This window comes from Bremerella volcania, from assembly GCF_007748115.1.
GTDB classification, from domain to species: domain Bacteria; phylum Planctomycetota; class Planctomycetia; order Pirellulales; family Pirellulaceae; genus Bremerella; species Bremerella volcania.
The window spans coordinates 3,092,219-3,110,196 of record NZ_CP036289.1 but is presented as its reverse complement, the minus strand read 5'-3'; the positions used below and the strand labels follow the sequence as shown (position 1 = coordinate 3,110,196).

The window sequence follows — 17,978 nt, the reverse complement described above, 5'->3', positions numbered from 1 at the left end:
TGGAAATCGTATCTCTTATTTGTCCGACTTGAAGTAACGGTGCTGAAAGGGATAGGACAGGGCAATCTCTTCAATCAAAACCGCAGCCTTCAAGTCGTTCTCTTTCAGCTTCTTCAAACAGTGATCAACGACGCAGTTGTCGAACTTATTCAGCTCGCGTCCATACGCGAATCCGATCAATTTCCGCACGAAGTGTTTCTGAAACTCACCACTTCGCTTCAAGATGACCGTTTTCAATTCTTCCGGTCCGCTAAACTTATCTCCCGAAGGAAGCTTGCCGGCCGCGTCGATGGGCTGTCCGTTGTCGTTTTCCCGCCATCGACCAATGCCGTCGAAATTCTCCAGGCCGAATCCCAGAGGATCCATTCGGTTATGACAACTGGCACACTCGGCCTTTTGACGATGCACCTCAAGCCGTTCGCGAAGCGTCAGGTTTTTACCCTCTTCATGCGACTCTTCAAGCGCCGGCACATTCGGGGGCGGAGGTGGAACGCGAGATCCTAAGACTTCCTCTAAGATCCATCTTCCTCGCAGTACCGGGCTCGTTCGTCGTGGGTACGATGCCGACGTCAAGACACTAGCCATCGTCATCACACCACCTCGTTGCCGATTCGGCAGCTCGACTCGCTGCCAGCCGGCCCCCTCGTCAATCGACAGCCCATAATATTTGGCTAACCGCGCATTAGCGTAGATGTACTGAGCGTCTACAAGATGCGTCAAAGGCTCATCTTCTCGAAAGACATTGGCAACCGTCAGGATGGCCTCTTCTCGCATGTCCTCCGCTAGCGCATCGTCGAACTGAGGAAACACATCTGCATCGGGTCGAGGTCCGTTGCCAAATTCGCGTAGTCCCAGCCACTGCAAACCGAAGTTCTCTCCCAGCGCGATGGCTTTAGGGTCTGCCAGCATGCGACGGATTTCCTTCCGTAGAGTATTCTCGTCGAAGAGCTTTTCCTCGTCTGCGAGGGTTAACAGCCGATCGTCAGGAATCGACGACCAAATCAGCAACGACAAGCGGGTCGCCATTTGATGGGCCGTGATTCGCTGCACTCCGCCGCCAGCAGGTTCCGACTCGACGACAAACAGAAAGTGAGGCGACACCAGAACCGCTTTGAGCGGTTCGCGAAGCGCCGCCACCAAGCCGCCCCTTCGAACAAGAGCAGCATCGTAGATGGCAAGTAAGCGTTCCAGATCTTCTTCCGATACCGGGCGTCGCCAGGCTCGCCGTGCAAATCGCTTGATGCACTGCTTTGCCGCTTCTCGATGACTAGAGTCGCTTTTCGGACCAATGGTTGCGGATACATCAGAAAGAATTGCCTCTCTGGCGGCAATGACGTCGGGCGATACTCCATCCAGATGATCCGGAAGTGCCGTTTCAATGATTCGATCGGCAGCGACCAGGTACGCTTCCATATGAATCGGGGAGGTAAATAACGCATCTCCGACGGTATCGAATCCTTCGCCACCTGCACCATCGGAAGGTGGTAGTTCATGTGGTTTCAATTCGAGACCGATCAGGTCTCGAACCGCGTTGCGATATTCGGTTCGCGTCAATCGACGACTCATTACATGACCGCGATACCAGGCCTGGGTTTCGTCCGATGCCAGCTGATTACAGAGATCTTGGTCTGGACGAGAATCGAGCCAACCATTGAAGGCACCCTTTTGCGGGTCGTTCAGTCCCGGGCTTCCTTCCGGTGGCATTTCGTTTTGCCGGATCCGTCGGGCCACGCGTTCCCAGACATCGCCGGCCTTGGCGGCAACTTCGCCACTGGTAAAGCGACTTAAGTCGAATTCCCCATCCGCATCTTTCCCCCGATGGCATTCAATGCATCGCGATTGGATGATCGGCAAAATGTCCTTGGCATAGCGCTCCCCCCAGCGCGACATTTCCGGCGAAAGCTCGTCGGCCAGACAGGTAGGGGCCTCCCACAATACGAACATATTCAGCAGTACAACGCTCCATAGAACGTATCGCGGGTCGCTAGCGCGCTTTGAAAGATGTGGCATCGGCGGGGGCCTAAGGGCAGGGAAAACAGCAGGCAGGACTCTTAATCGTATCTCACGGATTCCTTTTTAACCAGATCGTTTTACATACCGTCGATCAATGGGGTTAGTTTCCTGGTGCCGACCATGAATAAATCGCAATTCGCCCGTCTTTTTGCACAATGCCGAACTGTTCCGGTGCATTGCCGGTGATTACCCCACGAACAGCAGCCCCCAACTGAAGCTCACCCACCAGTTCCATTTTGGTATTTCGCGTTGAATAAATCTGACAGGCCCGATCCGACGCCGCGATGATATTGCCGCCGCGGCTAAACGCCAGGTAAGGGCTATTTAGCTCCGTCGCGAAATCGAATGCCCGTCCATCGACGTAGTCATCCCAATAGATCCTCGCTCCTTGTTCAAGCGAAACCAATAGCCGTGGACGTGTATTAGGAAACGATCCCACCAGACGACAGATCGTTTGATCCAACGTGACAGAACGAGTCGCATCATGATCATGGACTACCAGATCGCCGCCGAGTCCAACGTAGACGTATTTCGACGTGGCATGCATGGGGCAGACCCTCGTCGGCGAATCAATGATCGATGCGGCCACTTCGTTGTATCCGTGCAGGGAAACAGTACTCACAAGCTTCCCACGCTGATCAGTGGCACTCAATGTGAGTTCGCCGGTCACATTGCGATAAACCATCCACAGAATCCCATGTGAAGTCAGACTCGCGCCGAACATATGCCGGCCTAAGAATGCCAGGTTCGTTTCAAAGGGAACTTGATCCTCCTGCGGGAATGTCACCGAAGGAGGGTCAAGCAAATCGCAGAGTAGGGTATTGAAGTACACTCGATTGGGTCGATTAGGATCCACCGCGAACGCCGAAAGACTCTCGGGCCGAATCGGTGCATTCTTCCATTCCTTCACCGATTGGAATCCATCTTCCCACGCCAAGCGAAAGATCCTCAAGTGTCCGCTTGCTTGATTCTGGACAGCCTGAAAGATCACGTTGGCCGATACAGCGGATGCAATCGACTCACACTCAGGCGTGGTACGCTGCAGTTCGATCATCCGCTCAAAACAGATACGAACCATATTCTGCGACCGCGGTGTCGCTTTTGGGATCTTTTCCTTCTTTTGTTGACCAAAGCGCAGACAGTCTCGTGCAAGCAGGCGGTCATCCGGCTGAAGTCGCCTTACGGCTTGAAGAATTCGACTTCGATCCATCGTTCGGGGTTGGCTCAAGAGCTTCGACGCCACCACGCGCGTTGCATCCGCCGCCAAATGCTTAACGTTACGATCGGGGTAACTACTCGCCTTATCAGACAGCGTTTCGACCAAGGCAACCTGCATTTGAGGGGGAGTGAAGCCGCTTCGCACACGTTCGATGGTTTCCATCGCATTCTCATGGAGCCCATGACGTTGATATACGGAAAACAATTCCCGTAGTCCTGAGGTGGCCTGATTGCTATGCGGCCAGGCATCTTCCAGCGAAGTAATCGCTCTCGGAAGATCACTTAGTTTATTCTCAAGCAAATCTGCCGCGCCGAGGAAGTCTCGCCGATCCCGACATTCGCTAACGGCGATCTCGAAGCATTTGACGGCTTCGTCTTCTTGCTCCAACTGGCGATACAATTCGCCGGCTTTGACATACTGCTTCAACTCCAGATGAAGTTCGATCGCTTCCGTCCAGAAGCCTCCTTGTTCCAGGCACTCCGCCGCCGAGCGAGGATTGCTGAGCTTGTCTTTGTACAACAGGGCAGCTTCGCGCCAGTGCTTGCCTTGCTTGAGGACATCCGCTGCCGAACCATAGTCGGCAAGTAGTTCCGCGAAGATGTACGCTGCGCGCCGATAACGTCCCAGTCCGATCTCGCGGTTGGCCAGTTCGCGGTACTTCTGTACTAGTTCCTGCTGCCGCTGAAACGACAGATCCCAATGGTCGGCAGGACCTCCCCCTCCCAGGCCACCCAAGCTGAAATTAGGATTGCGCTGGGCCAAATGGCTTGAAGGAGTCGCCATACCGCGATGTGCTTCCCCGCTAATGGGCAATGCCCATTTCAGGCCCTCGTCCGGATTCATTTCCAGGAGGTTCATCAGGCGATTAATCTCTTTCTCGCGTTCCGAGAGGACCGCCTCGTTCAAATGTTCGAGTCGGCGCTGGGTCCACTCCTTAAGCTGCTCCAGCCAGCTTTCGCCACTACCGCCGGTCGTACCGCTTCCAACAGGTCCGCCAGCAGCGCCGCTACCAGATCCCAAATGGCGTCCTACGAACTCACCGGCAGCCGACGCCATATTTAAACCAGCACTGAAAACCGAGAGACCGATTCGCCCAAGCGAGTTAGCCACGCCTGGCCTCGCCTCGCCGTCACCCGGTGGAATCTTTTCACCGCTTTCTCCCTTGGTGCCAATTCCATCTTGTCCTTCTCGCAGAACCATCTGCATGGTCGGAGGAATCGCCGGGTAAATCGCGGTCATGCGTGATGGTAAGTGCGTACCCGGCTCGACAGGCAGTAGATTCGGCGGCTTTGCTGAGCAATGCGTAATCAAGTCAGCCAGCGTAAGAACATCTTCTGGTTCAAACGCCACGAGTCCGGCCTGCGGATGCCATACATAGACCCACGGATCAGATAATTGACTGTTAAGTTCGTCCGCCGTCACTTCCGCGCTCAGCTGAGACTCAACAGGCACCATCAATCGTTCAGTTAGGTGTGTATAACGAAGGCACTTCTTCGGCCACACGTTATGAACAACACGTGGACCGAACATTACGGCTCCGATTGGGTCTCGCCGCTGCGCCGATTGAGGCACCGGTAAGATACGAATAGCAAGCTGATTCCCCGGCAGGAAACCTTCCAATGCGGCATCGACCCAATCGCGCGCGTCATCGCTAGCGACGTACCAGCAAGTGGTAGGGCAGTCGTTATGTGCCGAGAATTCGAGATTTAATACCGCATCCATCAGACTAACTGCTCCAAGAATCCGAGTATTGCCTGCTCGAATATCTCTGCGTCCACATCGCGATGAGGTTGCTGCTGGGTAAAGTAATGAACTCCCCACAGCCGTCCGTCCGATACCCAGCCTGCAACGACACCGTCGGTCAACGCAATGGTCACTTCCGGGATCGTGTGATCGGCCGATCGCAGATGGAGTAGACCGCGACTATCCAAAAACGCCTCACTTCCGTCATTCCAGACTGCTCGACTGACCTGGTATCCAACTTCAGGAATCTTAAGGGGCGAAAAGGGGCGATGAAGTTGCGTCTCGGTGGTCATTGATTCGCGAGGGAATCGTAAATGAATGATCCCATGACTACAGTCGATCATCATCCTTTGGCCGCGTCGTGTGATCAGCCCGAGCCGAAGCTGTCCTGATTCATTTTCGCACACCTGGATGTGGGTAAAGCGATGACGCGTATTGCTTGGGGAGATGAACGCCATCGATTCACCAAAAAGCAGACTCGAGGTGTTCTTTCCCTTCGCCGAGACAACCGTCCTTTTATGCACGTCGACCAGGTAATTTCCCAGTCCCGAGGACGTGAGGCAAAGACGACTCGCATGCTGGCCTATTAGGCTTATGCCTTTGACGCTTTGCTTGGGAATCTGCGTTTCCCACAGTTCCCCCGTTGCGGTGAAGCATATATCCCCTTTGTGCGTGAGGCCGATTGGGCCTTCGACCTCTTTGCACTCAAAAATGTGCATCAGCCATGGCGTCTTCTCATGAGGACTTGAAAAAACCTTTTCCATGCGGATTGTCTTGCCGTCGAACGATACCGCGCACCATTCGTCACTACGCGGGTTCCGATAGAATCGCCCCGAACATCGCTTCCAAGACGACGGAATTCCGGTCGACTGCACCTCTTCTCCTGAGGTTGTGTCGATCGCACAAAGATGATTGGCACCCTTTTGCCCTAGGAGCATTCCTCCATTCCATGCCAACGGAATGAATTCGCTGGAAGTCTGCAGGTCGACGGCCAAAGTTGTTTGACCACCTAGTTGAACTGCTAACAGCGACTGCTTGCGGGAATTCGTCTCTACAACGATGGCGTTCACCAAGTCAGAAGGTTCGTCGAAATGGAACCATTGAAGTCGGCCGGGAGGCAAATCATCGGCTAGTTGCCGCGCACCAATATGCTCCTTGCGGTGCCAATGCATTAATCGTCGATCTTTGGTAATGCCGAGCACGCCATGCTCACCGAGATGCATCTGCTGGTCACTGGTAATGTTGACCGAGAGCAGAAGCGGAAATGGTCTTATCGAAAAGATCGCTGGAAGGTCGCTGCCCCACGTCTTCTCAACGAGCGCCGGCAACTTCTTCGGTTTGCTGCCGTAGAGATCCTCAAGATTCAGCTCCAGTTCACGCAGTAGCTTCCTTCCTTGCAATCCCCGTTGCTCGAGTCGCATGGACCCATCACGATTCACGGTCGCCAGATACAGCAGGGGAAACGCCTGGGCGGCGAGTGCTTCTTGAAACGACTTGTCGTGCGCGACGTCGTGGGTGGTGATCAGAACCGGGTTGCTTTCCTCTTCCGGGTTCAACTTGGCCGCTAACGCTTTGAGCCCCCCTCCCGGATGTAGCTCAGCCTGCAGACATTGCAGATGCTCGACGATGCCGTCACGCGTCAAAAGGTCGACCTCCTTCAAGTGAACGCCATCGGCGCGAAAAGCCCTAACAACGGTATATTCCTCCGCGTTCGCAACCAATGCCAGAGCGACCGCAGTGGCATAAAAGCGGGGGACCCCCCACATGCGAATGCCGCAATCCAGGAAGAGCGAGAACTCGCGCCATGTTGCCTGAGGTGGAGACTCTCGGCGTAAGTAGAGAGCTTCATTGGAACTAATACGCACCGCCAGCGTCAGATCATCGTGCGCCAGTTCGGTCAGCATCAATTGATCGAGCGAACCACGGTTCGAGATGTCTGAAATCCCGCCGGTTGGTACTTCATCTGGATCCGAGACTTTTCGCGGCAGCGACACCGCCCCCATCAATTGCTTGGCGAGCCTGGCAACTCCCTGCAGACTTTCATCGTGCTGCAGTTTGTCCAGCAGACCTCGCATCTGCTGCGACTGAGGAAGTTCAATCTCCGCCGCCTGAGGCAGTTCGTCGAGAGAAGTCCGCTTCCGCAGCTCAATGGACTTCTCGTCGACTCCTTCGAGACCTCGATTGAGCTGGACCAGGTCAGCCAGAGAGAGAGCTCGGAAGGGGATCACTTGAAAGCCCGGAGAGTTGTACGTCGCGAGTACTTCGTCCATACCATGGGTCAGGTACTGGATGACGCCGGGAGCTTCCTCGGCGGAAAGCACCGATCTGACATTCTCGAATACCATCTGACAGATGGTAACTCTCACTTCGGTCGAGCTTCGCAAACTCTGGGGTAGGGCAGCCAGTTTGCCGAGCCCCCCCACACCCAGCAGAACGCTTTCAATAAGCTGGCTCGACTCGGCAGACGGATCGTAAACTTCCACGCTGCCCATGACCTCTGAAATGGATTCCGCCCAGCCTTCACGCATCGAGGCCAACGTCACCACCAGACTCGACAAAGAAGGGAGTCCCATCGGCGCCAATCGCTGTAATACTTGGATCAGCTCCACCTTGAAGATGATCGTGCGGTCATCATGCCAGCAGATGACTTCGCCGTCGTCCGACCACTTCCAAAACGATCTGGAGGGCGGCAACAGGTATTTCTGCGCTTTGGTCATATCAGCAGACATAGCCGAGTTCCTCCGAGGCTGATCGGACAGCAGAACGGGTCGCCTGGACAAATACCTCTTCCGATAGCAACGTCCAACCGCCGTCACCAACCAGTACCGCAAAGTTCCCGGGCTCGATGGCAAGCGTCGCCTCGAGAACCTCGACAGCTAGGGCGGGGCGCCAAGTCCAGCCAGCTTCGACGGCAACGCGTCCCTGCACGACAAGCCGTCTTCCTGAAATCGGAGGCAGAGGTTTTCCTCTTACGAAGACAGTACTATCCTCTGCAACGGCGAAAGAGAGATGATCAAGTCGTACTCGGGGCGCGCTGGCGGCGTACTTGGCCCACGCTTGAATATCCGTTTGCAGCAACTGCGAAGCTTTAAATTCCTCGCTACGAACCATTTCCAAGGGAATAGCCTTGGGCGCAAGTCCGCTCAGGCCGGCAACCGGTAAAGTAACTCTCATCCACTCCGCGATTGGCATCCACGGCCCTCCGGCAACGTACCCACGTGGAACACGCATGCCCCGCTCGATCAATTGGCCGTCGTCCGTCGCTACGCTATGAACCACCGGCAATTGCATAAACGCCCTTTGCAAATCATCGCTCGCATCCTTGCAGCGAATCCACACCGTGTCCCCATCGACGCACACCTCCAAGCTCGGCTGCGTTCGCACGATACCGAGTAGCTCGCATGCCTCGCGATGCAGCTTCCACACGAAGGTTGTCACGCTTCGGCTCCCAGACGCTCTAATAGCTGATTGACGGTCGTCTCGAGATGAGCCTGTTGTTGCGCCTCGCGTACCCACTGGCAACGCGCGGCGAGCAGTCCCAGTTGGTCTCGGATGTATGCTCGGTCGGTCTTCGGCAAATCGCCACGTTCGATCCGATCTGCAATACGCTCCAGTTCGGCGGCAAGACGCTCGGCGTCAGGCGTATCGTTATCCTGGCTACGAGGGTGACTCGTAGCGACTTCCTCCTCGGTCGCTTCACGAAGAACGTCGTCGATGATCGCCGAGAGGACGTCTTGTTGCTCCTCCCGATCCCAAATGTGACGCAAGACCCAAAGATCGGTGCGATTCACCACCAACCGACCGCAGAGCAGGGCACTCGCTGCCAATATTCTTTGTAGTTTGACCGCCCGACGGTCCGAGACGGCAACCCCAACATGCCGCAGCCGATGCACTAAATCGACATAAATGGGCTGCACGCCGGAGAGGTCCACCTGAGCGAGGAGCGAGTTGAGCCGCTGAATCTCTTCAACGGTCACCTCAGCGGTAAGGTCATTCCGCCGCGTATCCAACTGCCACCCGGCTGATAAGACGCTGGCCAGCTGTTCCTGATGAACATTGTCGCTACGGACCCGGAGCAAGAATCGATCGAACAAGGCCGCCAGTGCTTCGTCTTGCGGCAGACAGTTGCTCGCCCCCACCACCATCAACGTCGGCAGATGGCGTGTCTCGCGACCTCGACGGAAGATGCGTTCATTGAGGACCAAGAGCAGACTATTGAGGATAGCGCTATTGGCATTGAGTAGTTCGTCCAAGAACACAAACGTCGCTTCCGGCAGCATTCCCTCGGTATTGGTGACCAGTTCGCCATCGCGCAGTTTCCGAATATCGAATGGGCCAAAGATTTCATTCGGTTCCGAAAATCGTGTGAGTAGATAGTCGAATACCTTACCTTCCATCCGCCGAGCCAATTGCTGTACTAAAGCGCTCTTGGCGGTTCCCGGCGGTCCCAGGATAAAAAGGTTTTCGCGGGCTACCAAGCAGATTCCGAGCAGGTCGATGATTTCGTCCTTGCCCACGAAAGCCTGCTTCATGGGCTCCAAGACGCTTTCGCGAAGCTTGACGCCTAGCTCTAAAATCTGAGGCGTTTCCTCTAGCGAAGGAACAAAACTCACGCCATCTCTCCATTTTCAGTCAGGTATTCATTTAATGCCAAATGCGGGGCCAGATCAGGGTACATTCCCACGGCAGCCAATACATGTTCGCGCACCACGTCATCAATGAGCCGCGACCGATCCGCGCAAGTCACGATTCGATCGACATACAACGACATAAGCCCGGAGCTTTGGTAAAAAACTCCGTGATCGATTTCGGCGACCTCGATACCTGGCAACCCCACGGAAGACAATGGCCATCGAAGAGCCCATCCTCGCAAAATGCTTTCGAGCGGGTCGTCACTAGAGGCCGCGTGAACGAACTTGACGAGATCCGGTAGAAAGCGAAACACCAGGTCGACCGAGTAATGGACATCGGGACCGTCGTCACTTTCAAGCGATGTTGTCAGCGCCGCACGCATCGTTTGCTCGTCAACGTCGCGAAAGATTGCAAACTGGCACGCCAAGCAAAACTGTTCGGCCGCCCAGTTTGCCGCGTCCGGATGATAATCCGGAATCGGACTAGGGCACTCGCGACGCCATAGCCGTTCATACCGCGCAAGGGTTTCTACCGCGGCAGCCTTTTGCCTGACCGGGATCGGCCCCAATGCTGGCACAGAAGCGCGTCCCTCACCCAGCAGTGTTTCCAAAAACTGACAGTAGTCCATTCCTCTTCCTGTTCCAACGTTTCCGTTATCCTCGTTGTCTCAATAAGACAATCTGCCAGGACCATTAGTTCGTTGGGAATGGCTCTATCATGAGGATTCGCAGAAAAGAATGCCAGAATGTTAATGGAATTTAAAATCACTACGCCAGCAAGCTAGAATCGACTATTTCTTCGATTGCTCGTACTTTTGCTGATACTTCTCGTAAAGCATCGTTTGCTTGTTGCTCAAGTCGACCGGCTTTCCGGCGATCCAGGCCGATTGAATCTGGGTTGCAGCCTCGAGCGGGTCTCCATCGCAGAGAAACAGCGTCGCGTCTTTTCCCTTTTCCAGGCTTCCAACTCGTGCGGCGACTCCCAGGATCTCCGCGGGGGAAAGCGTAATCGCGCGAATAGCGTCCTCTTTGCTCAAACCGAATGCTACAGCCGTAGCCGCATGGTAAGGTAGATTTCGGACATTCCACGCATTGGATCGCTCGAAGCCGGAAATGCAAAAGCGAATACCGGCATCTTGAAGACGCTTGGGCAACGTGTACGCGGCGTCGTACGGGTCGTCTCGTCGACGAGGGTTCCGATGAATGGCTGAGACGATGACCGGAATGTCGTACTTCTTCATTAACTCGCGGCATTGAGGTGCATCGTATCCTCCGAAGATGACGAGCTTTACTTTCTGATCGCTGGCGAACGTGATAGCCCTGGTGATGTCGTTTGCCCGATCGGCTTGAATGATGAGCGGCTGTTCGCCGCTGAGCACCTTACTCATCGATTCGAGCCGAGAGTCGTGCAGGATCTTGGACCTCGCCTCTTGTCCTTGGTGGTAGCGTCGCGTTTCGTCGAAAAACGCTTCCAGACGCTCTTTCTCCGCTTCGCTATCCAGAGAAACAATCATGCCGGCCCGCGGCTGCACGGTCATGTCTTCGTAGGTCCAACCATCCAGCTGAAGCACGGCACTTTGCCCGGAAATTATCCCACCGGCTGGTGCCGTCATGGTTAATAGGACGCCGTTGGAGCGAGTGACCGGGATGATCTCGCCATCGGGGTCAACGCTGACATGGGCTTTCACATTCGGATTTAGACTGCCGGATTCGCGAAAATCGTTGCTCGCGCGAACCGCCGAAATTTCGGTCAAGCCGATGCGAGAATAGGGCTCGAACAGCCCTGGGTAGACATGCTTACCAGCGGCTTTAATGATCTGCGCATTTTTCGGAACCATGATCCCTTCGCCGATTGCCGTGATCTGTCCTTGCTCAAAAACCAAGACACCTTGCTTGATCGCTGGGCCGGAAACAGGATGAATCGTCGCCCCAACAATCGCCACCGGCCCCTTGGGCATGGCACCAGGGATCTGATCGGAAGCAGCGACAACACCTGCGAGACAGGCAAGGGTGACGATCGTAAGCGTTCGGGTAGGAATAAGCATTGTAAAAATCTTCGAGAAATCAGCGGAGGAAAGTGGACCGGAACTTCATAGCGACGAATTAATGCTCATGGCCGTGCTCATGCTCATCATGCGAATGACAGAACTCGTCGTGACGCGGCCACAACTGCGATCCATCTTCGAGCGATTCTCCTTCTTCCATCATGGGGGCTCTCGTATCGAGGATTTTTTGCACTAGCGTGTTCTTCATCTCGGCGACCCTCTCGCGTCGCTGCTGTTCTTCCTGACGGTCAAAATACTTGCTGCCGTCGATCCAGGTTTGTTCGCAGACGCTGAAATTGGAGAGTGGTGGACCGGACCAGATGGCTAGATCAGCGTGTTTGCCAGGCTCGATCGAACCGACGTACTTATCTATCCGGAGTTGAATGGCCGGGTTGATGGTGATGAACTTGAGTGCTTCTTCTGGCGACAAGTTGCCATATTTGACGGCCTTGGCGGCCTCTTGATTCATGCGTCGTCCCAGTTCCCAATCGTCAGAGTTGAACGAAACCACCACGCCTTGGTTATGCATGAGCGCGCCGTTGTAGGGAATCGCGTCCCTCACTTCGACTTTGTAGGCCCACCAATCCGAGAAGGTCGATCCAGTCGCCCCGTGCTGCTGCATCGCGTCGGCGACCTTATACCCTTCCAGAATGTGTTGGAGCGAACCGATCGTGATGTCGTATTCATCCAGCACACGAATCAGAGCCAGAATTTCATCTTGCCGATAACTATGGCAGTGGACCCAACGTTTTCCGTTCAGGATTTCTATGATCGCATCGAGTTCAAGATCCCGGCGAGGGGGAAGTCCTCGTTTGTTCTTCGCGTAGTCTCGGTGAGCCTGTTGATACTGCTGGGCCTCGCGGAACTCATCGCGGAAGACCTGTTCGACCCCCATGCGCGTTTGTGGATAGCGGGTATTGAAATCATCTCCCCAGTTGCTTTGCTTGACGTTCTCCCCGAGGGCGAACTTGATGCCGGCCGGAGCTTCTCGGAATCTTAGTTGGTCGTAACTCGATCCCCAGCGCATCTTGATCACCTGGTTCTGACCGCCGATTGGATTAGCGGAACCATGCAGCACATTGGCGGTCGTTAACCCGCCTGCGAGCTGCCAGTAGATCGTAATGTCGTCCGCATCGACGAAGTCGCCAATCCGAACCTCGGCTGTAATTGCCTGACCGCTTTCATTGATCCCTCCATCGGTCGCGATATGCGAGTGGCAATCGATCAGCCCCGCGGTGATGTGCTTGCCGGTCGCATCGACGACGATCGCATTGGTTGGAATGGACACGTTCTTCCCAACCTTCTCGATCTTGCCATTTTTAATGAGGACCGTTCCCTTCTCGATCTTTCCTTGAGGGGCACTCGTCCAGACTGTTGCGCCCGTGAACGCGACGACGGCTTCCTGTTTGACCGCTTCCTCTCGTCCGTAAGCACCCAGCGGATACTGCACAGGAAAACTGGCCATGCGAAGTCGCTTGTCTTTGTCTTCGTCTTCCTTCTTCTTATCCGCTGTTTTTTCAGTGTTATCGTCGCCTTCTTTTTTTTCGGCTTCCTCGGACTCCTCTTGAACGTTGGTCTGCATGCCTGAAGGGGTCATCGTTACCGGTGAGACCGACCCATCTGGCCACCGAAGGGAACCGTAACGCGCCTCGACGTCGTCCTGGAACGCGATCGACAGCGTGGCAACACCGTGATTGCCAAAGCTATCAGCGATGAACTGTGCCGTGAGCAAACCATCTTCGAACTTGATCGATTTGAGTTCGACTTTGTCCTTGAACTTCGGTGTCGTTTCTGCCGGGCGGATGGTTCCTTTCAGGTTCTTATCCCCCACCAAGTTGATCAGGAGCACTTGATCCGTCTTGGCGGGAGCCTCTTGAATCGACAGTTTCCAATCACCAGCCAATCCCTGCGGAAGATCGTCTTGATGTTCATAACGGTGGCCATTGACCCATGTCTCGACGACTTCTGCCTTCTCTTCGTGCCACGGTTTGGAAGTGACCACCAGGCTAGCCAGCTTGCCTTCGTCGATGGTGCCCAACTGTTTGTCGATTCCCAACCGGCGGGCTGGCACGATGGTCATCGCCGCCAAAGCATCGGCTTCATCCAAACCGCGTTTCACCGCGATTCGCAAGTTCTTCAGGAACAGGGAAGGGGACTCGAGTCGATGCGTCGTCAGCAGAACCTCCACCTTGTGATCGATCAAGCGGGCAATATTCTCCGGCGCATGATCCCAGTGCATCAGGGCTTGCAAGGTGGCGTCGTCAGCGGCCTGCGGGGTCGCCACGTTGGGTGCTTTGGCGAAATCAATCGGAACGACGATCGTTCGCTTCGTTTTGGCAATCGCATCTAGCTGGCGGTATTCGCGGCCACTACCGATAGCGATCAAATCGAGGCCAAACTCGCGCGCAAACTCATCGGCCCGCAACAGGAATTGATCATTACTTGTCTCGATCATCACGGGAAGCTTGCCATCCACATAAGGCTGCATCGCGGCAAGCGTCACGTTTTGTTCAGGAAGAGGGAGATCCGTATTCGCGCGTGCTGCCCGGTGAGCGTCGCGATACCACTGGGCGTCATAGAAAGCCTGTCTTGCCAGGGCAACGGCTCCCATCGGGGAGTTCGGGTAACTGCCGCGTCCACGTCTTCGAGCAAGCGTCAACTCTCCTGCAAGCGCAAACTGATCGCGAAGTACCAGCTGCGCCAGCTCGTCATCTCCCAGCGCGTAAATCGCCGAGCGACCTTTGACGATTCCATCTTGCGGGGCGATCAACCGCGCCACAAACCCTTGCTTCCGAAGTTCTCCCGCCGACAAGTCGCTTTTCTTCAGCGCGTTTCGCACGTCGAATTCGGACCGGATGTTTTCATTCCAATAACTGGTCGGCGGACGGCTGTTGGCCTCGTCCAACGAGACTTCCGCATGGCTGTCGATGAAGCCTGGGTAAACGAACTTGCCATCCAGTTCGATAATTTTCGCTTCGGCCGGAATATCGACCTTACTGCCAATCGCCACAATCTTGGCATCACGGATCACGATGGTGGCCGACACTGGCTCTTTACCCGCCGATCGGATCACCTTCCCTCCGGTCAGCGCAAAGACGCGCAGCGGATGACGATGCAAACCATCTTCGTGTCGTGAAGTGGGCGGAAAGGTCTGAGCGGTAGCAGCGAGCGACAGGAAGGCCAGCAGAAGGATGGCGAGCGGGAACGAACGTTTCATCAACGAGACTCAAGCAAGATTATTTCTGTCAATAAGCAGCGAAAAAGTGGGGCGTCGAAGGCCCCCATTTCCTCATCTAAGATAGTCGGAAACCGCGGCCGGCTCGCTATCTTTTTGCGCGATTTTTAACATTATCCGATCAATTTACAACCACTCTTGTGACAGTTGAGTCCTTTGACCTGATTCAATTCCCGTAACAAGTCGAATCACGAAACCTTTTGTCAGGATTACCGGCCTCACGCGTATCTTCTTATGACAGAATCATTAAGGGCGATTATCTCGGTCATTGCCGCGACTTGGGCGTCCTATCCGGTGTAACACAGATCCCCATGCGAGCGATCCATTGCCATGAAATTTGATTCGAGAAACTGAAACCATTTGGTAATTTGGATCATAGTTTCATACCCCCTAGCCACCTCCTTCTCCTACCCCCATCCCATCATCGGAATGGCTTCTAAGTGAAGCCGTTCCACGTAGGTCTTCGGAATGATTCCATCCCGCTGTTCGCTAACTCGCTCGATGTGCTGGCTAACGATCGTTACGTCATTCCTCATGGCAGTCGCGTTTGTTGATGTGCTTGCAGCTCAATCAACGCCATCGTCAGCCCCCAATCAGCACTTCCTCCAAAAGATTCGACCTTTCCTCAAAGCCTACTGCTACGACTGCCACGGCGCGGAAACACAAGAGGCCGATCTACGACTTGATACGCTTGAAGAGGACTTCACCCAGTCGTCCTCGGCAAGCACCTGGATCGAGGTGATGGACAAGATGAATCTGGGAGAGATGCCCCCGGAAGACTCGCCATCGCCGACGACAGCCGAACTGGCCGCTGTTACCCATTGGATCGCGGCGGAATTGCGTCAGGCCCAGCGAGACAGTCTTGGCAACGGTGGCCGGGTAATTCTCCGTAGGATGAATCGAGCCGAATATACCAACACGGTTCGCGACCTGTTGCACCTCAGATTCCTGCCTGGCGAAAGCCCGGAGGGCGTTCTTCCGCCTGACGGTACCGCAGAGGGCTTCGACAAAGTTTCCGTTGCGCTCATGCTCGATCCGTCGCTACTGGACAAATACTTTGAAGTTGCCCAACGGATTGCCGATAAAGCGATCGTCGATGGACCTCCCCCATTCGCAACCGAGACGATGCGGCTGGAGATGGAGGATATTGCTGAAAATCGTGCGATTGACTATCTGTGCGCCACGCCCGGAATCGAGTGTCAGGAAAAGGCGATCGTCCTCATGCAAGGCTCGACGCGTTCGTTCGGCGTGATGAAGTACCCAGGAACCCGCAACGAGATACCCGTCAACGGCATGTATCGCATCCGTGTCCGCGCCTGGGGCGAGCGTGGCGCTGACGGCGAGCCGGTCATCATGCGCGTGCGACAAGGACACCCAAGCGCCGACCAACAGTTTTTGCTGGAAACGGAAGTGACCGACGAGCCGAAGATTTACGAAGTCGTCGTTCCCCGTGATCCCAAATCTGGCGAGTACAACGTCTCGATCGTGAACCAGACTGGCTTTCAAACCTCAAGTCGCGTCGGAAACGAGATTCGCAAACAACAGCAACAGGCCGGTACGGCCAAAGATTACGAGAAGGTGATGCGGCTTCAATCGCGTCAACAATTAGAAAACCTTACGTGGGGAAAGCCGAACCCCGATGCCGCCGACACCAGCAAGCTGCGTAAACTGGTGGTCGATTGGCTCGAGTGTGAAGGCCCACTGTACGACCAGTGGCCCCCCAAAAGCCATGACACGCTCTTCTTTCGAGGTGAAAACGCACCCGAGGATGAGGCTTACCTGCGCGACATCTTCACTCAGTTTCTTCCCAAAGCTTTTCGAAGGCCAGTCACCCAGGACGAAATAGAAAAGGTCGTGTCTCTGTGCCGATCTGAACTTGCGGCCGGCGAGTCGTATCACGATGCCGTCCGCACTGGACTTATCTCGATCCTATGTTCCCCCAAGTTTCTCTACATTGTTGAACCATCAACATCCGATCAGCAGCGTCCCTTGACCAGTTGGGAGCTTTCCTCGCGGCTGAGCTACTTCCTTTGGTCGAGCATGCCTGACGAAGAGTTATTTCAACTCGCCGAGAGTGGGCAGCTTGGCCAACCAGGCATTCTCTCGGCCCAGGTCGATCGAATGCTGGCCGATGACAAGAGTCACGGATTCGTGCAAGGCTTCGGAGCCCAATGGCTGAAGACCGATGAGTTCCGCAACTTCATGCCCGATGCCAACCTGTACAAAGAATACGACGACTCCCTCGGCGAAGCGATGGTTGGCGAAGTGATCGCATTCTTCGATGAGATCCTTCGAAAGGACGAATCGGCGCTGTCGTTCTTCGACGCCGACTGGACCATGCTTAATGAGCGACTGGCCAAGTTTTATGGAATCGCTGGAGTCGAAGGCAACGAATTCCGTCGCGTTACGCTGCCCGAGGACTCTCCGCGCGGAGGCTTGCTCGCCATGGCCGGCGTTGCCATGCGTGGCTCCGACGGCAACCGAACCAAACCGGTGAACCGCGGCGTTTACGTCCGGGAAGTTCTGTTCAACGATCCTCCGAATCCACCGCCACCCAATGCCGGCGAAGTGGAACCCAACATCAAGGGGGAAAACTTGACCGTCCGCGAGCGATTGGTTCAGCACCAACAGATTCCTTCGTGTGCGGCCTGTCACCGGACGATCGATTGCTACGGTATGGCCCTGGAGAACTTCAACGCCATCGGAGCCTGGCGAACCAACCAGGACGGCGAAAACTTTCGCGGTCGCAACACACCGCCGATCGATGCCTCAGGAACGCTGCCCAACGGAAGCTCGTTCGAGAGTTTTGATGATTTCAAGTTGCTCTTGCTCGATCAAAAGGAGCGTTTTGCGCATGGCTTGTCCGAGAAGATGCTGACCTATGCATTGGGTAGGCCCATTGAACCGGCCGACCGCGTGCTAATTGATCAGCTCTCCGAGCAAATGCAGGCCAACAACTACACGCTCTCCTCCCTGATTCATGGCGTCGTCGCCAGCCAGGCGTTTCATACTAAATAACTCACGCACTATTCACAGGATGAAGTCCTCATGCCCAGTTCTAAAACGCCTTGGATTTCGCGTCGCACTTTCCT

At 55.1% G+C, this 17,978-nt stretch carries 10 protein-coding genes; 1 reads left to right on the top strand and 9 read right to left on the bottom strand.

Annotated elements, in window-relative coordinates:
* Nucleotides 1-15 precede the first annotated feature (15 nt).
* From Pan97_RS12755 to Pan97_RS27030, 9 genes are all read right to left on the bottom strand, one after another.
* Nucleotides 16-2,010 (bottom strand): DUF1592 domain-containing protein, encoded by a 1,995-nt coding sequence (locus tag Pan97_RS12755; RefSeq protein ID WP_144973089.1) that lies wholly within the window; start codon nucleotides 2,008-2,010, stop codon nucleotides 16-18.
* Between the two features lie 103 nt (nucleotides 2,011-2,113).
* On the bottom strand, nucleotides 2,114-4,954 hold the full coding sequence (locus Pan97_RS12750) for a hypothetical protein (protein WP_144973087.1): 2,841 nt from the start codon (nucleotides 4,952-4,954) through the stop codon (nucleotides 2,114-2,116).
* On the bottom strand, nucleotides 4,954-7,704 hold the full coding sequence (locus Pan97_RS12745; protein WP_144973085.1) for a hypothetical protein: 2,751 nt from the start codon (nucleotides 7,702-7,704) through the stop codon (nucleotides 4,954-4,956). Before Pan97_RS12745 ends, Pan97_RS12750 begins: the two co-directional genes overlap by 1 nt.
* Entirely contained in the window at nucleotides 7,694-8,413 is a 720-nt protein-coding gene (locus tag Pan97_RS12740) for a hypothetical protein (protein WP_144973083.1), read from the bottom strand. Before Pan97_RS12740 ends, Pan97_RS12745 begins: the two co-directional genes overlap by 11 nt.
* A complete protein-coding gene (locus Pan97_RS12735; RefSeq protein WP_196782384.1) occupies nucleotides 8,410-9,588 on the bottom strand; it encodes an AAA family ATPase in 1,179 nt (392 codons plus the stop codon). The genes Pan97_RS12740 and Pan97_RS12735 overlap by 4 nt, the downstream gene beginning before the upstream one ends.
* On the bottom strand, nucleotides 9,585-10,217 hold the full coding sequence (locus Pan97_RS12730) for a hypothetical protein (protein ID WP_144973081.1): 633 nt from the start codon (nucleotides 10,215-10,217) through the stop codon (nucleotides 9,585-9,587). The genes Pan97_RS12735 and Pan97_RS12730 overlap by 4 nt, the downstream gene beginning before the upstream one ends.
* 180 nt (nucleotides 10,218-10,397) lie before the next feature.
* Nucleotides 10,398-11,651, bottom strand: a complete 1,254-nt coding sequence (locus Pan97_RS12725; protein WP_144973079.1) for an amidohydrolase family protein — start codon at nucleotides 11,649-11,651, stop codon at nucleotides 10,398-10,400.
* A 58-nt stretch (nucleotides 11,652-11,709) separates the two neighbouring features.
* Nucleotides 11,710-14,868, bottom strand: a complete 3,159-nt coding sequence (locus Pan97_RS12720; protein ID WP_144973077.1) for an amidohydrolase family protein — start codon at nucleotides 14,866-14,868, stop codon at nucleotides 11,710-11,712.
* 425 nt (nucleotides 14,869-15,293) lie between these two features.
* Nucleotides 15,294-15,422, bottom strand: coding sequence for a hypothetical protein (locus Pan97_RS27030; protein ID WP_261342375.1), 129 nt, complete (start codon nucleotides 15,420-15,422; stop codon nucleotides 15,294-15,296).
* Here Pan97_RS27030 and Pan97_RS12715 point away from each other — a divergent pair.
* Nucleotides 15,421-17,904 (top strand): DUF1592 domain-containing protein, encoded by a 2,484-nt coding sequence (locus tag Pan97_RS12715; protein ID WP_196782383.1) that lies wholly within the window; start codon nucleotides 15,421-15,423, stop codon nucleotides 17,902-17,904. The two genes, Pan97_RS27030 and Pan97_RS12715, sit on opposite strands and share 2 nt — an antisense overlap.
* Nucleotides 17,905-17,978: the final 74 nt, after the last annotated feature.

Coding starts and splice junctions, on each gene's coding strand:
- Pan97_RS27030 (WP_261342375.1), bottom strand. CDS start 15,422: ATGAGGAATGACGTAACGATCGTTAGCCAGCACATCGAGCGAGTTAGC.
- Pan97_RS12720 (WP_144973077.1), bottom strand. CDS start 14,868: ATGAAACGTTCGTTCCCGCTCGCCATCCTTCTGCTGGCCTTCCTGTCG.
- Pan97_RS12715 (WP_196782383.1), top strand. CDS start 15,421: ATGGCAGTCGCGTTTGTTGATGTGCTTGCAGCTCAATCAACGCCATCG.
- Pan97_RS12755 (WP_144973089.1), bottom strand. CDS start 2,010: ATGCCACATCTTTCAAAGCGCGCTAGCGACCCGCGATACGTTCTATGG.
- Pan97_RS12750 (WP_144973087.1), bottom strand. CDS start 4,954: ATGGATGCGGTATTAAATCTCGAATTCTCGGCACATAACGACTGCCCT.
- Pan97_RS12725 (WP_144973079.1), bottom strand. CDS start 11,651: ATGCTTATTCCTACCCGAACGCTTACGATCGTCACCCTTGCCTGTCTC.
- Pan97_RS12745 (WP_144973085.1), bottom strand. CDS start 7,704: ATGTCTGCTGATATGACCAAAGCGCAGAAATACCTGTTGCCGCCCTCC.